The organism is Variovorax ginsengisoli (genome assembly GCF_030486595.1).
Taxonomy (GTDB): domain Bacteria; phylum Pseudomonadota; class Gammaproteobacteria; order Burkholderiales; family Burkholderiaceae_C; genus Variovorax; species Variovorax ginsengisoli_B.
The window spans coordinates 40,494-53,998 of sequence record NZ_JAUJZH010000006.1 but is presented as its reverse complement, the minus strand read 5'-3'; the positions used below and the strand labels follow the sequence as shown (position 1 = coordinate 53,998).

General features: G+C 68.7%; 19 protein-coding genes. 7 read left to right on the top strand and 12 right to left on the bottom strand.

Annotated elements, in window-relative coordinates; translation table 11 throughout:
- Nucleotides 1-1,065, bottom strand: a complete 1,065-nt coding sequence (locus tag QZH52_RS10180) for a beta-keto acid cleavage family enzyme (protein WP_301807662.1) — start codon at nt 1,063-1,065, stop codon at nt 1-3.
- 93 nt (nt 1,066-1,158) lie between these two features.
- Nucleotides 1,159-2,118 (bottom strand): Bug family tripartite tricarboxylate transporter substrate binding protein, encoded by a 960-nt coding sequence (locus tag QZH52_RS10175; RefSeq protein WP_301807660.1) that lies wholly within the window; start codon nt 2,116-2,118, stop codon nt 1,159-1,161.
- A gap of 270 nt (nt 2,119-2,388) precedes the next feature.
- On the opposite strand from QZH52_RS10175, the gene QZH52_RS10170 reads away from it, so the two are divergent.
- Nucleotides 2,389-2,634, top strand: a complete 246-nt coding sequence (locus QZH52_RS10170; RefSeq protein ID WP_301807656.1) for a hypothetical protein — start codon at nt 2,389-2,391, stop codon at nt 2,632-2,634.
- Here QZH52_RS10170 and QZH52_RS10165 read toward each other — a convergent pair.
- Both QZH52_RS10165 and QZH52_RS10160 read right to left on the bottom strand, forming a co-directional pair.
- Complete coding sequence (locus QZH52_RS10165) at nt 2,606-2,866, bottom strand: hypothetical protein (RefSeq protein WP_286526013.1); 261 nt, start codon at nt 2,864-2,866, stop codon at nt 2,606-2,608. The genes QZH52_RS10170 and QZH52_RS10165 overlap by 29 nt on opposite strands.
- Before the next feature lie 103 nt (nt 2,867-2,969).
- Complete coding sequence (locus QZH52_RS10160; RefSeq protein ID WP_301807653.1) at nt 2,970-4,145, bottom strand: NnrS family protein; 1,176 nt, start codon at nt 4,143-4,145, stop codon at nt 2,970-2,972.
- A gap of 44 nt (nt 4,146-4,189) precedes the next feature.
- On the opposite strand from QZH52_RS10160, the gene QZH52_RS10155 reads away from it, so the two are divergent.
- Genes QZH52_RS10155 through QZH52_RS10145 form a run of 3 tightly spaced genes read left to right on the top strand, consistent with a single transcriptional unit; the run spans nt 4,190 to nt 6,559 of the window.
- Nucleotides 4,190-4,744: an RrF2 family transcriptional regulator gene (locus QZH52_RS10155; RefSeq protein WP_301807651.1), complete on the top strand. Its 555-nt coding sequence runs from the start codon at nt 4,190-4,192 to the stop codon at nt 4,742-4,744.
- Nucleotides 4,745-4,799: 55 nt separating this feature from the next.
- Entirely contained in the window at nt 4,800-5,924 is a 1,125-nt protein-coding gene (locus tag QZH52_RS10150) for a 3-deoxy-7-phosphoheptulonate synthase (protein WP_301807648.1), read from the top strand.
- Nucleotides 5,921-6,559 (top strand): ABC transporter ATP-binding protein, encoded by a 639-nt coding sequence (locus QZH52_RS10145; RefSeq protein ID WP_301807645.1) that lies wholly within the window; start codon nt 5,921-5,923, stop codon nt 6,557-6,559. The genes QZH52_RS10150 and QZH52_RS10145 overlap by 4 nt, the downstream gene beginning before the upstream one ends.
- 3 nt (nt 6,560-6,562) lie before the next feature.
- Here QZH52_RS10145 and QZH52_RS10140 read toward each other — a convergent pair whose 3' ends face one another.
- The 3 genes from QZH52_RS10140 to QZH52_RS10130 form a co-directional block, all read right to left on the bottom strand.
- A complete protein-coding gene (locus QZH52_RS10140) occupies nt 6,563-7,063 on the bottom strand; it encodes an SET domain-containing protein (protein ID WP_301807641.1) in 501 nt (166 codons plus the stop codon).
- A 63-nt stretch (nt 7,064-7,126) separates the two neighbouring features.
- Nucleotides 7,127-7,567: a nuclear transport factor 2 family protein gene (locus QZH52_RS10135; protein ID WP_301807636.1), complete on the bottom strand. Its 441-nt coding sequence runs from the start codon at nt 7,565-7,567 to the stop codon at nt 7,127-7,129.
- A 34-nt stretch (nt 7,568-7,601) separates the two neighbouring features.
- A complete protein-coding gene (locus QZH52_RS10130) occupies nt 7,602-9,623 on the bottom strand; it encodes an NADPH-dependent 2,4-dienoyl-CoA reductase (protein ID WP_301807633.1) in 2,022 nt (673 codons plus the stop codon).
- Nucleotides 9,624-9,709: 86 nt separating this feature from the next.
- Here QZH52_RS10130 and QZH52_RS10125 point away from each other — a divergent pair, with 86 nt between their 5' ends.
- Nucleotides 9,710-10,237: a PadR family transcriptional regulator gene (locus QZH52_RS10125; protein ID WP_301807631.1), complete on the top strand. Its 528-nt coding sequence runs from the start codon at nt 9,710-9,712 to the stop codon at nt 10,235-10,237.
- Between the two features lie 69 nt (nt 10,238-10,306).
- Nucleotides 10,307-10,801: an H-NS family nucleoid-associated regulatory protein gene (locus QZH52_RS10120; RefSeq protein ID WP_301807629.1), complete on the top strand. Its 495-nt coding sequence runs from the start codon at nt 10,307-10,309 to the stop codon at nt 10,799-10,801.
- 122 nt (nt 10,802-10,923) lie between these two features.
- On the opposite strand, the gene QZH52_RS10115 is transcribed toward QZH52_RS10120, so the two are convergent.
- On the bottom strand, nt 10,924-11,217 hold the full coding sequence (locus QZH52_RS10115; RefSeq protein WP_301807626.1) for a hypothetical protein: 294 nt from the start codon (nt 11,215-11,217) through the stop codon (nt 10,924-10,926).
- On the opposite strand from QZH52_RS10115, the gene QZH52_RS10110 reads away from it, so the two are divergent.
- Nucleotides 11,216-11,524: a hypothetical protein gene (locus tag QZH52_RS10110; protein WP_301807624.1), complete on the top strand. Its 309-nt coding sequence runs from the start codon at nt 11,216-11,218 to the stop codon at nt 11,522-11,524. The genes QZH52_RS10115 and QZH52_RS10110 overlap by 2 nt on opposite strands.
- Nucleotides 11,525-11,535: 11 nt before the next feature.
- Here QZH52_RS10110 and QZH52_RS10105 read toward each other — a convergent pair whose 3' ends face one another.
- The 4 genes from QZH52_RS10105 to QZH52_RS10090 form a co-directional block, all read right to left on the bottom strand.
- On the bottom strand, nt 11,536-11,883 hold the full coding sequence (locus QZH52_RS10105; RefSeq protein ID WP_301807621.1) for an SH3 domain-containing protein: 348 nt from the start codon (nt 11,881-11,883) through the stop codon (nt 11,536-11,538).
- A 5-nt stretch (nt 11,884-11,888) separates the two neighbouring features.
- A complete protein-coding gene (locus QZH52_RS10100; RefSeq protein WP_301807619.1) occupies nt 11,889-12,125 on the bottom strand; it encodes a YMGG-like glycine zipper-containing protein in 237 nt (78 codons plus the stop codon).
- Between the two features lie 11 nt (nt 12,126-12,136).
- Nucleotides 12,137-12,520: a hypothetical protein gene (locus QZH52_RS10095; protein ID WP_301807613.1), complete on the bottom strand. Its 384-nt coding sequence runs from the start codon at nt 12,518-12,520 to the stop codon at nt 12,137-12,139.
- A gap of 99 nt (nt 12,521-12,619) precedes the next feature.
- Nucleotides 12,620-13,450, bottom strand: a complete 831-nt coding sequence (locus QZH52_RS10090) for a class I SAM-dependent methyltransferase (RefSeq protein ID WP_301807611.1) — start codon at nt 13,448-13,450, stop codon at nt 12,620-12,622.
- Between the last annotated feature and the right edge of the window lie 55 nt (nt 13,451-13,505).

The following is a 13,505-nucleotide window of genomic DNA, read 5'->3' as shown; positions in this document are numbered from 1 at the left end:
TCAGGCCGTGAACACCTTGCGCAGGAAGCCCTGGTTGCCTCCGTTGCGGTTGGGCGCAAAGCCGTTGGCGGCCAGCGACTCTTCCACGGTGTCGTAGAACACGCCGATCCTGCTGATCTCGCGGGCCTGCCTGGCGGTGGCGATCGGCCGGCCGAACTCTTCGGAGATGCGCACCAACTGCTCGATCTGCGACACGGTGCTGGCCTTGGCGCTGCGCTTCTGGTTCCACAGGCAGTCCTCGGTGCCGCAGCGCACATGCAGGCCCGCCGCAATGCCCCACATGTTCACGGGCAGCACGTTGCGCACATTGCTTTCCACGGTGAGCACGGCGCCATCGGGCACGGCGCGCACGAAGTTGGCCAGACTGTAGAGGCTGGGCGCATCCATGCCACCGCCAATGGCCACCCAGTTCATCACCAGCGGGCCTTGGTAGACGCCCTTGCGCATCAGGCGCTCGACCGACTCGAAGCTGTTGATGTTGTAGCACTGGAAGGCGCTCTGAATGCCCGCCCTGGTCAGGCGGCGAATATGCTCCTCGACCCAGCCGGGTTGCGCGGGCACGGTCATTTCCTTGTAGGCGTTGAAGATGGCCGGGATCTGGCGCGAGGTGCCTTCGAAGTCCGCGTCCTCGGCCTGCTCGGTCACGTTCATCTGCGAGGTGTTCACGGTCACCGTCACCTGGTCGGGCACGGGCTCCAGCTCGGCCAGCATGTGGCGGGTGTCGTCGCTGAGCCACTTGGCGGCTGCGCCTTCGGTTTCCGGCGCGAAGCTGATGGAGCCGCCCACCTGGACGATCATTTCCGGCACCGCCTTGCGCACGCCCGCGATCAGTTCGTTGAACTTGCTCAGGCGCTTGCTGCCCTTGCCGTCGAGTTCACGCACGTGCAGATGCAGGACCGTCGCGCCCGCGTTGTAGCAGTCCACGGCCTTCTGGATCTGCGCCTCCATGGTGACCGGGATGTCTTCGGGAAAGTCGGACGGCAGCCAGCCCGGCGCGTAGGGCGCGGCGGTGATGATCAGGGGCTGCTGGTTTTCGGGGAACAGGTGGCCATCGAGGAAGTTCATGGGTACTCCGGCGGAAAGACTTGTGGTTTCGATTTCAGTAGGGAATGTCGCGGGGCGGATTTGAGTCGTCGCACGTTCATGGCCTTGCTCCCTTCACATCCTGATCTCGTACTTGCGCACGATGGCGGCGTTGCGCTCGGACATCTCGCGCGTTTCGCGCTGCAGCGCGGGCGTGTCGGTGTTGATCTCAGGCTCCAGGCCCACGTCGAGCAGCTTCTGGTGCACGGCGGGAGCGCCGGCGGCCTTGGCCACGGCCTTCTGGATCTGGGCCAGCAACTCGGGCTTGAGCTTGGGCGATCCGATCATTCCCACCCAGCCCATGAACTGGACTTCGGGATAGCCCAGCTCTGTCATCGTGGGAACCTCAGGCAGATGCTGCGAGCGCCTGGCCCCGGAGAAGGCGTAGGCCCGCAGCTTGCCCGCCTTGATGAGCGGCACGGAAGTGAGCATGCCGTCGAACATGATGTCCACCTGCCCGCCGAGCACATGCTGCAACGCCGGCGGCGAGCCCGGATAGCCCACATGCTGAAGGTCCAGCCCGGCCTTGTCGCTGAGGATCAGCCCCGCGTAGTGCGAGACGGTGCCAGGGCTGTAGCTGGCATAGGTGCCGCTGCCCTTGCGGGTCCGCAGAGAGGCCAGCAGACTCTTGAAGTCGGTCGCCGCCACCGTGGCGGAAGTGACCAGCACCACGCCCGAGCGCGCCAGCGAGGCAATGGGCAGCACGTCCTTCAGCGCGTCGTAGGGCGGCTTCATCACGTGCGGAATCTCAGCCAGTGCGTTGCTCGCCGTGATGGCCAGGGTGTAGCCATCGGCGGGCGCCTGCAGCATGGCCTGGATCCCGATCGCCGCGCCTGCGCCGGGCTTGTTTTCCACCACCACAGGCTGCCCGGTGTCGCTGGACAACTGCTGTCCCACCACGCGGGCCACGATGTCCATGGTGCCGCCCGCCGGGGCGGCGACGACGAGCTTGATGGGTTTCTCGGGCCACGCCCAGGCCGCGCAGGCGAGGGTCATTCCCAGTGCCGCGGCGGCGGCTCGAACATGCAGTTGCATCGCGGTGTCTCCGTTGTGGTCGACCGCAAGTTTGAGACTTCAAACCCTGCCACGAATTGCAAATTTGGGACATTCACTTGGGAATTTGGGACATCGTGCATTGGGACGCATGTCTTCCTGCCGCCTCGGCACGGCCCGGCGCGGCTTGCTTGCCATGCCGCCGACCCCGCGGACATGCCAATCCCGCGCGCCGTGCGCAATGGTGCAAATGCACTATTCAACCGGGCGACGCGCAGCCCGAGACTGGGGGTAGAAACCCTCAGTCTCGCCATGCTCACGCTTCATCGGAAAGAAAAGATCCTTCGCAAGGCCGGCATCCCGGTGCCGCCGTTTCCAGCCCGCCGCCTGCCGCTGCAGGAGCGCCACCTGCGCGATGCCGCCAGGGTGCCGCAGGAAGAGCGGGATGCGGACGCCGAACAGCGCGCCGCGGTCCAGGCCTGGCGGCAGGCGGTCGATGCCCTGCACGCGGCGCTGGCGGAAGGCCGCGTCAGGTCAGCGCACCCGGAATCGTCATGATGTCCCAGGCGCCGCCGAAGCCGCTCGGCGTCGGCCGCTCGACCACCGGCTGGAAGCTGGCCAGCACCCGGTTGCCCGCCGCCTGCGCCGCCTGGTAGGACGGCAGCGGCCCGCTGCCCGCATCGACCACCTCGCAAGGCCCCAGTCGCAGCCATCCGCCGGGTCGCACGACCATCCAGTAGTAGTGGCCGGCGATGGGTTCTTCGATGACGAGGCTGAGGTCAGGCTTCATGTGCGATGGGTTCAAACTCATGTGCTGGCATGGGATTGAATCGAAGCCGCGCAGGCGCGCCAAGGAAAAAGATCACGCCGGCAAGCCCTATTTGCGGCGCCGGTCAGCCATCGCGGCCGTCCGCCCGCGGGCTGGCGAGCCACGGCGAGAACTGGGCGAGGAAGAGCGCGAACGCCAGCGTCCACGCACCCGCCGCGACGAACAGCGCCGTGCCTTGCCACTGCGGCGGCAGCCCAGGGGCGGCCACCCGCACCAGCGCCGCCGCCATCACCAGCGCATAGGCCGCGATCTCGTTGCGCGAGGCCGTCAGGTCCCGGCCGGTGTGGCCGCGGGCAGTCCGGGTCATCATGCCGATGACCAGGCCGCCGATGCAGCCGACCGCCAGCGCGTGCACGCCGGCGGCGCTGCCGATCCAGCCGGCCTCGGCGGCAGCCAGCAGCGCCAGGCCGGCCGGCAGCCACGCATAGGAGGCGTGAAGCACCCACAGGATCGGCCGCCGCCGGCTCGCCGCCGGCGCCCAGCGGCCGAGTCGCAGTCCTTGCAGGACGGCGGCGACGGCCAGCGTGGCGGCACCGAGCGCGCCGAAGGTTCCCGCGACCCACAGGCCGAGGCCCAGCGCCGTGCAGCCGACGGCCGCCGGCGTCAGCCAGCGCGGCTCGGTGATCCGCAGGCCCGGGGTGACGCTCTGGGTGAAGGCCGGTATCACGCGGCCGGCGACGATCGAGACCAGGATCACGATCAGCGCCAGGCCGCCATGCAGCGCGCGCATCGGATCGGCCCAGGACACGCCGATGGAACCCAGGTGGAATGCCGAATTGGCCGCCGCCAGCAGCGCCAGCACCACCACCACCTTGAGGTTGCGCGTGTTGCGCGCGCGCAGGATCAGGGCGGCGAAGACCAGCGCGGCGGCGACCAGGAACAGGGTGTCGATCGCCGCGAAGACCGGCGCCGGCGCCGCCACCGACGCGATGCGCCCCGCCAGCCAGAGCAGCCAGAGCGCCGCCAGCGGCGCGCCGCGCGGCGTCTGCAGGCCGGTCCAGACCTTGCCCGCGGTCAGCAGGAAACCGACGATCACGGCGGCGACGAAGCCGAACAGCATCTCGTGCGCATGCCAGTAGATCGGCGGCAGCCGGTTCGGCAGTGCGGCGTGGCCGCTCAGGAGTGCCGCCCACAGCGCCATCCAGGCCACGCCGGCGACCGCCGCGCCGAGGTAGAAGGGGCGGAAGGCCAGCCGCAGCAGCGGCAGGCCCGTCGGTGGGGGTGCCTTTAACATATACATGACATGTATCTTAAAGTCGGCACGACTTCAAAGCAATACATAAAATGCAGCTTATGCGACTGACGCTCTTCACCGACTACTCCCTGCGCGTGCTGCTGGTGCTGGCGACCCGCACCGATTCGCTGGTCACGATCGCCGATCTGTCGAAGGCCTTCGACATCTCGAACGCGCATCTCATGAAAGTCACCCATCTGCTGGGCAAGTCGGGCTGGGTCGAGACCGTGCGGGGGCGCAACGGCGGGATGCGGCTGGCGGCACATCCTTCGAAGCTCAGGATCGGCACCATCGTGCGCCACCTCGAGAGCGATTTCGCGCTGGTCGAGTGCTTCGGCGACGACAACCGCTGCGTGCTGACCGGCGGCTGCGAACTGGCCGCGGTGCTGGCGCGCGCGATGCAGGCCTTCCTCGACGAACTCGACCGCTACAGCCTGGCCGACCTGGCGAACGCCAGCCCGGCGCTGATGGTGCTGCCGCTGTGGCAGGCGGTCACCTGGCACGCGCCGGTGCGGCCGCCCAGCATCGAGGTCGTGCCGGGCGTCGCCCAGGCGCTGCTGAGCGAACCCGCCCCCGCCCGGCCGCGGGGCAGGCGCGCCGGCTGAGGGCGCGGTCCGGAGGACAATCGGGGAAATTCCGCTCGAAATCACAGCCACGACCATGTCCCGTCTCGACGATCCCCTCCACGATGCCGAAATCGGCTCCCGCGACAGCACCCTCGATACCACCCGGATCGACGACGTGCGCATCGGCGCGGTGCGCCCGCTCATGACCCCGGCGCTGTTGCAGGAGCGCGTGCCGGTGCGCGACAACACGCTCGCGCTGGTCGAGGGCAGCCGCGCCGCGATCGCCGACGTGCTGCACGGCCGCGACGACCGGCTGGTGGTCGTGGTCGGCCCCTGCTCGATCCACGACCACGACCAGGCGATCGAATACGCGCAGCGCCTCAAGGTGGTGGCCGATTCGCTGCAGGACGACCTGCTGATCGTGATGCGCGCCTATTTCGAGAAGCCGCGCACCACCGTGGGCTGGAAGGGCTACATCAACGACCCGCACCTGGACGGCAGCTTCGCGATCAACGAGGGCCTCGAGCGCGCGCGGCGCCTGCTGCTCGAACTCACCACCCTGGGTCTGCCGACCGGCACCGAGTTCCTCGACTTGCTGAGCCCGCAGTTCATTGCCGACCTGATCGCCTGGGGCGCCATCGGGGCGCGCACCACCGAGAGCCAGAGCCATCGCCAGCTGGCCTCGGGCCTGAGCTGCCCGGTCGGTTTCAAGAACGGCACCGACGGCAGCGTCAAGGTCGCGGCCGACGCCATCCTCGCGGCCCGCGCGCCGCATGCCTTCATGGGCATGACCAAGATGGGCATGGCGGCGATTTTCGAGACCCGCGGCAACGACGACTGCCACGTGATCTTGCGCGGCGGCAAGGCCCCCAACTATTCGGCCGCCGACGTGGCGGCCAGCTGCGAGGCGCTGCTGGCGAACGGCCTCCGGCCCCAGGTCATGATCGACGTCTCGCATGGCAACAGCAGCAAGCAGCACCAGCGGCAGATCGTGGTGGCCGGGGACGTGGCGGCGCAGATCGCGGCCGGCGAGCGCCGCATCACCGGTGTGATGATCGAGAGCCATCTCGAAGAAGGCCGGCAGGACCTGAAGCCGGGCGTCCCGCTCAAGCACGGCGTCTCGATCACCGATGCCTGCATCGGCTTCGCGCAGACGGTGCCGGTGCTCGAAGGGCTGGCGACCGCGGTCAAGGCGCGGCGGCGCCTGTCGAAAGCGTGACGCGCGAGCAGGCCGGCGAGCGACCGGTGCTCGACATCCGCGATCTCGGCTTCGCCTATCCCGGCCAGCCGGCGCTCGCCACCGGGTGGACGGCGTCGATCGGCGCCGGCGTGACGCTGCTGCACGGCGACACCGGCAGCGGCAAGTCCACCTTGCTGCGGGTGCTGGCCGGGACCCTGGCCGCGCGCGGTCAATTGAGTCTGAACGGCGTCCGGCTGGACCAAGATCCCGAGCGCTATCGCCGCAGCGTCTTCTTCGTCGATCCTGCGACCGACGCCTTCGATCCATTGACGGTGTCCGCGTGCACGGCCGCGCTGCGCGAGGGCGACGTCGGCTTCGACGCGGCACTCTGGCAGCGTGTGGTCGACGGGTTCGCGCTCGCGCCGCATCTCGAGAAGTCGATGTTCATGCTGTCGACCGGCTCGAAGCGCAAGGTCTGGCTGGCGGCCGCGCTGGCGTCGAGCCGGCCGCTGCTGCTGCTCGACGAGCCGACCGGCGGTCTCGATGCGGCCTCGATCCGCTGCCTCTGGCGCACCCTGGCCGAGGTGTCGCCCAGCCGGGCCGTCGTGGTCGCGAGCGGCGAACGCATCGATGCGCTGCCGCTGGCCGCGACCCTCGCGCTGCCGTTGCGCTGAACGCTATCGCGCCACCAGGCCGGGATGCGGCTCGGCTTCGGGCGCCAGGTCCAGCATCGTGCCGCGGCAGTTCTCGGCACCGCAGTGGCACGGATAGTCCGCAGGCGATGAGCCGTCGTCGGCCGTGAGGCCGTAGTCGATGAAGAGCTCGTCGCCGGCTTCCACCGGCACCAGGGTCTGGAACCTGAGCTCGAGGCGGCCCGCCTCGTCGTATTCCTCCACCGCCTCGCAGTTCGGATTGCACGAATGGTTCAGGTGGCGGGTGGCGTTGCCGCCCTTGCCGCCATCGATGATCTCCTCGTTGGACAGCATGAACAGATAGGTGAGCTGGTCATTCCACTTGCGGGCGGCGACCTGTTCGGCGGTGTAGCGGCGGCCCTCGTAGAGGCCCAGCAGGGCCTGGGCGGGCAGGTCCCGGGTGGCGAAGGCGCCGAGTCCGTGGACCCCGCTGGGCGACACCCGCAGGCAAGGCGTGGAGGAAGCGGGTTTTCTGGCGGCGGTCATGGCGTGCGGGTCGGAGGGCGTTTGCGGAGCGCAAGGAGCGCTGCGGGCCCGCATCGTACCCGCTCAGCCCGGGCTCTTGAACGCCGGCAGCCTGGCGCCGAGTCGCTCGCCCATGGCCTGCCCGAGCGCCTGCAGGCCGCTCAGCGGGCGCACCATGACCTCGAACTCGACGATCTTTCCGTCTTCGTCGAACCGGACCAGGTCGATGCCCTTGAGCTTCTTGTCGCCGACGCGGGCGCTGAACTCAAGCACCACGTTCAGGCCGTCGTCGCTGGCCAGCTCGCGGTGGTAGGCGAAGTCCTCGAACACGTCGATGACGGTGCCGAGCACCAGCAGCACGGCTTCGGCCGGCGCATACGCGTTGAACGCCATCGGCGAGCGGAACGACGCATCGGGATGCACGATGGTCGCCAGCTGGCTCAGGTCGCGGCGAGCGATCATGTCGTGCCAGGCGGCGAGGGAGGTGGCGACGGCCGGCTTCAGCCGGGTGAGGTTCGAAGTCATCGAGAGTCTCCTGTCCTGAGGTTCGTGAAACGGATCAGATGCTTGCGGCCAGTCGCGTGCCCTGGTCGATGGCGCGCTTGGCGTCGAGTTCGGTGGCCACGTCGGCACCGCCGATCAGGTGCACGCGCAAGCCCTGCGCCTGCAGTTCCTGGTAGAGCTCGCGCTGCGGCTCCTGCCCGGCGCAGATCACCACGTGGTCGACGGCGATCAGTCGGTCCTGGCCGTCGACCGTGATGTGCAGGCCGGCATCGTCGATGCGCCGGTAGCCGACGCCGGGCGTCATCGACACGCGCCTGGCCTTGAGCGAGGTCCGGTGGATCCAGCCGGTGGTCTTGCCGAGCTGGTCGCCGACCTTGCTGTCCTTGCGCTGCAGCAGTGCGACCTTGCGCGGCGCCTGCGCCATCCGCGGGGCGCGAAGGCCACCGGGCTCGGCGTAGGCGGTGTCGACGCCCCACTCGGCGTAGAACTTCTCGGGCGCCATGCTCGGGCTTTCGCCCTCGTGCAGCAGGAACTCGCTGACGTCGAAACCGATGCCGCCGGCGCCGACCACCGCCACGCTGTCGCCCACTTCCCTGCCGTCGCGCAGCACGTCGAGGTAGCCGAGCACCTTCGGATGGTCGATGCCCTCGATCGCCGGCACCCGCGGCACGATGCCGGTGGCCAGCACGATGTCGTCGAAGCCGCCGTTCTTCAGCGCCTCGGCCCCGACCCGCGTGTTCAATCGCAATTGCACGCCGCGCAGTTCGATCTGGCGCCGGAAATAGCGCAGCGTCTCGTTGAACTCCTCCTTGCCGGGCACCTTCCTGGCGATGTTGAACTGGCCGCCGATCTCGCCCGCGGATTCGAACAGCGTCACCGCGTGGCCCCGCTCGGCGGCGGTCACCGCGAAACTCAGGCCGGCCGGCCCGGCGCCGACGACGGCGATGCGCCTGGGCTCGGGCGCCGCATCGATCCGCAGCTCGGTCTCGTGGCAGGCCCGCGGGTTGACCAGACAGGAGGTGATCTTGCCCGCGAAGGTATGGTCGAGGCAGGCCTGGTTGCAGCCGATGCAGGTGTTGATCTCGTCGCCGCGGCCCTCGCGCGCCTTGCGCACGAAGAAGGCATCGGCGAGCAGCGGCCGGGCCATCGAGACCATGTCGCAGCAGCCCTCGGCCAGCAGCCGCTCCGCGACCTCGGGCGTGTTGATGCGGTTGGTCGCCACCAGCGGGATGCCGACCTTGCCCATCAGCCGCTGGGTGACCCAGGCATAGGCGCCGCGCGGCACCTTGGTGGCGATCGTCGGGATGCGCGCCTCGTGCCAGCCGATGCCGGTGTTGATGATGGTGGCGCCGGCCCGCTCGATCGCCTGGGCCAGTTCGATGACTTCGGCGAGCGTCGAGCCGCCCTCGACCAGGTCGAGCATCGAGAGCCGGTAGACGATGATGAAGCGCTCGCCGACCCGTTCGCGCACCCGGCGCACGATCTCCACCGGGAAGCGCATCCGCCGGGCGTAGTCGCCGCCCCATTCGTCGTCGCGGTGGTTGGTGCAGGCCGCGATGAACTCGTTGATCAGGTAGCCCTCGGAGCCCATGATCTCGACGCCGTCGTAGCCCGCGTGCCGCGCGAGTGCGGCGCACTGCACGAAGTCCTCGATCGTCTGCTCGACCTCCTCGCTGCTCAAGGGATGCGGCACGAAGGGGTTGATGGGCGCCTGCAGCGCACTCGGCGCCACCAGCGACGGCTGGTACGAATAGCGGCCGAAGTGCAGGATCTGCATCGCGATCCGGCCGCCTTCGGCATGCACCGCCTGCGTGATGAGGCGGTGGCGATCGGCCTCCTGCTCGGTGGCGAGCACCGCGCCGTGCTTCATCGGGCGGCCGCGCTCGTTGGGCGAGATGCCGCCGGTCACGATCAGTCCGACCTCGCCGCGCGCGCGCTCGGCATAGAAGGCGGCCATGCGCTCGAAGCCCTGCGGGGCTTCTTCGAGGCCGACGTGCATCGAGCCCATCAGTACGCGGTTCTTGAGCGAGGTGAAGCCCAGCTCCATCGGCTTCATCAGGTGGGGGTAGTGGTTCATCGAGGTCTCATGTCTATGCAACGGGTTGCATAAATGTGCCCGAGTTCTCTCGTTCATGCAACTGGTTGCAATTACAATCGCGATCGATGTCATTGCCCCACGCCTTGTTGACCGCGCTGGTCGAGCGGCCCGGTTCCGGGTCCGAACTCGCGGGCCGCTTCGACCGGTCCATCGCCTATTTCTGGCAGGCCACGCACCAGCAGATCTACCGTGAGCTCGCGCGGCTCGAAGATTCGGGCTGGGTGCAGTCGTTGCCGGCAGAGCAGGGCAGGGGCCGCAAGCGCACCTACAAGATCCTTCCTGCCGGGCGCAAGGAACTGAAGCGCTGGGTGCTCGAGATCGAAGACCCCACGCCCTTGCGCGACACCTTGATGGTCCGCCTGCGTGCCGACGCCGCACTGGGGGCGACCGGACTCGACAAGGAGATCGTCCGGCGGCTGGAGATCCATCGGCGCAATCTCTCGGTCTATCGCGAGATCGAAGCGCGTGATTTCGCCGACACGGCGGACTCGCGCCAGAGGCAGGTGCAGCACCTGGTGCTGCAGGCCGGAATCTTGCTGGAGAGCATGTGGGTCGAGTGGTCGAAGAACGCCTTGAAGGTGCTCGGCAGGTAGGCGGAATCGGCCCGGGCGGCACAGGGACTAAGCTATGGCTCCTTTCTCAATCACAGGGTAGTAGTGCCTATGACGACATACGCTCAGATTCAAAAGAAGATCGCATTGCTTCAGCGCCAGGCCGACAGCCTGCGCGACAAGGAGGTCGCCGGCGTGATCGACCGCATCAAGGTCGCGATCTCCCACTACGGATTGACTGCGCAGCAATTGGGCTTCGGCGGCTCGGGTGCGGGTCCCAAGGCGGCGCGGGGCACCAGGAAGTCGACCGCGACGGGGACCCGCTACAGCGACGGCGCCGGCGGCGACTGGTCGGGACGCGGCCCCCGTCCCCGCTGGCTGCGCGAGGCACTGGCGGCCGGCCGCTCCCTTGAAGACTTCCGGGTTTCGGGCGCGGCCGCGAACACCGCGCCACCTGCCAGGAAGGCGGCGCGCGCGCAGCGCCGCCCGTCGACCGTGATCTACCGCGACGATGCCGGCCATTCGTGGACCGGCCGGGGTCCGCAGCCCCGATGGCTCAAGGAAGCGCTGGCCCAAGGCAAGACCCTGAGCGAACTGGCCGGCTGACCGGACGGCGTTCCGGGGAGGCGGGAGATGGCACTTGTCGCGCGAAAGGCGACAGAGTCCTGAACGGTTCCGTGCATTTGTACGCAAATCTCGGTATACAGCGAGTTGTAAACCTTTCGGCTTCATTGAGGTCGTTTCACAATCGCTTCAATCCCGCTCGCCCCGCCCATGAAAGCTACGCCCTTCCTCGGAACATTGCATCGACTCCGCAGTCGCCTTCGGCTCCTGTTCGGCCGGCGCCGGACGGTGCGTTCGGCGCCGCGCGTGGTGGCTTCGGCCGCACCCAGGCTGCGGCCCGAGACGCCGATGCCGACGCCGCCGAGGACGGTGGCATCCCGGCCGATGCCGATCGCGTCCGATGCGTCGATGCCGGTGCGCGAGGCGGCGAAACCGGTCGACGTGCCGGCGGTCGTCATGCCCGTCGTCCCCGCTCCGGTGCCTGCCGTGGCTGCGGCGCCGATCGTGGCCAAGGCAGCCGAAGCGCAGTCGCCGGCCAAGACCATGCGTTCGCTCGAGGAGGTCCGCGCCGACCTCGCCCGGCTGCGCGAGAGTGCCAAGGAGCGGCATGCGCGGGCGCCGGTTGCGCCCCGCCGCGACATCAGCTTCGAGCCGACCGATTTCATGGATTTCGCCAAGCCGGAGCCGGCACCCGAGCGGGACGAGTCTTTCGAGCAGACGGCGTTCCTCGACTTCACGACCTTGAAGCCGCGCGTCGAGCGCTGAGTCCGGCGGCTCTAGCCGGCGGGCCGCACCGGCGTGTCTCTCGGCCGCGCCGGCGGTGGCCGCGACGATCCCCGGTCGTCGACGACCGGGACCCGTCCGCGAACCGGATCCTGCAGGTAGCGTGAATCCACCCAGCCCCGGTGGCGCCGCGTGACCACCTGGCACCAGCGCCAGCTGGCGATGCAACCCGTCACCCGGACCGAGGTGCGTGCGGGCAGGACCGTCATGACTTCGAAGAAGCGATCGGGCCCGGTGCGCATGTTGACTGCGCGCGTGGTCGATGTGTTCAGCGCGAGCACCGACAGCGGCAACAGCAGCAGCGCCGCCAGGACAATGCGCTTGGCCTGCGGTGCCACCACCCGCCTCACCAGCCCATCTGTTGCTGCCTGCCGCCCCTGATGTTGCCGGCCACGCCGCCGGCGAGGCCGCCGATGGCGGCACCGGTCCAGGCGTCGCCGCCCGAGATGGCCGCGATGCCGGCGCCGCCCGCCGCGCCGATCGCCGCCCCGCTCATGGTTCCCTGTTGCTGCGGCGTCATGTCGGTGCAGCCTGCCATCAGCGCGATCGCCGAGACGATCGCCATCCAGTGAAGTCGTTTCATGTCGCTCTCCGTTACTTGTTCTTCTGCAGGCCGGGCAGGGCCATCTCGAACCAGAGGGTGTCGAGCACCGGCCGCTTCAGCTTGGTCGGGTTGGCCGCATACCAGCGGTCGAGGCCTTCGCGCACGCTGTCGAGTGTCTGGCCCTGCATGCCCCTGGCGAGGCGCGGCACGAAGTTCTGCGCATCGGTCGGCGGGTTGGCGGCGAAGTACGCGGTCTGCACCTGCACCAGGTTGGCGATGCCGACCAGGTAGGCTTTCTTGACGGCCTCGCTCGAGGCGGTCCATTGCTCGCCGGTGACCAGCGGAAGATCTGCGGCGCGCGCGGGCAAGGCCGCCATCGCCAGTGACATGCAGGTGGCGGCCAGCGCCGCACGCAGCCGAAGTTTCAGTGTCATGGCGTTCTCCTCGAATGGACGTTGGATGCGGGTGGGCGTCGATATTGCGCTGGGGTTTCGACGCGTGTCAAACACATCGAAGAAGGGTCGCCGAGGCGATCAGTCGCCGGCGCGCCGGGCGCGCACGTGCAGCGACATCGGCGCCACGCGGGTGTCTTCGATCACGGGATGGTTCGCGTGCGGGGCCGTGCCGGCCGTGGGCTCGCCCAGCTTCTCGACGACCAGCCCGGCCGCGGCGAGAAGGTCGAACCACTGGCTCAGCGTGCGGTGGAAGATCGGCGTGCGAAAGGGCGCGACCTCGTGGCGTTCCTTGCCCGTGAGCGTTGAGAACCACCAGCAGTCCACGCGCCCCTCGGTTGATTCGAAGTAGTCGCCGATCTCGATCGCGCGCGCCTTGCCCTTGCGGTTGCGCAGCACCCTGCGGCGCGGCGGCACGAAGCACGGATGCAGGATTGAGAACTGCACGAAGCCACCGGGCCGCAGCACGCGGCGAATCTCCCGCAGCGCGCGTCCCGGGTCCGGCATGTCCATCAGGGACATGAAGGCGGTGACGAATTCGAAGGCGCCATCGTCGAACGGCAGCTGCATCGCGTCGCCGATGGCGTAGTCGATGCCGAGCGGGTCGCAGGCTTCGCTGGCCTGCGCGTAGCGCACAAAGGTGGGTGCGATGTCGACGGCCGACATCTTCGCGCCGAGCCCGGCGAGGTGCCGCGTGTTGGCGCCTTCGCCGCAGCCGACGTCCAGGCCGCGCAGGCCGGCGATCGGCGGCAGCAGCGCGAGAAAGGCGGGCGTGTTGAGGAGGTCACGGAAGACGTCGACGCCGAGCCGGGCCTGTCGAGCCCATGCGTCGGCGTTGTCTTCCCAAAGCCTGGCCACTTCCGTGGCCGCCAGTTCGCGCATCTTGCGCCGTCGCTGCGAAGTCTCCTGCATGACATCATTGGGGCGTCTCGGGATGAGATCGTCGTCCCCTATCGAGGGGAGTCGA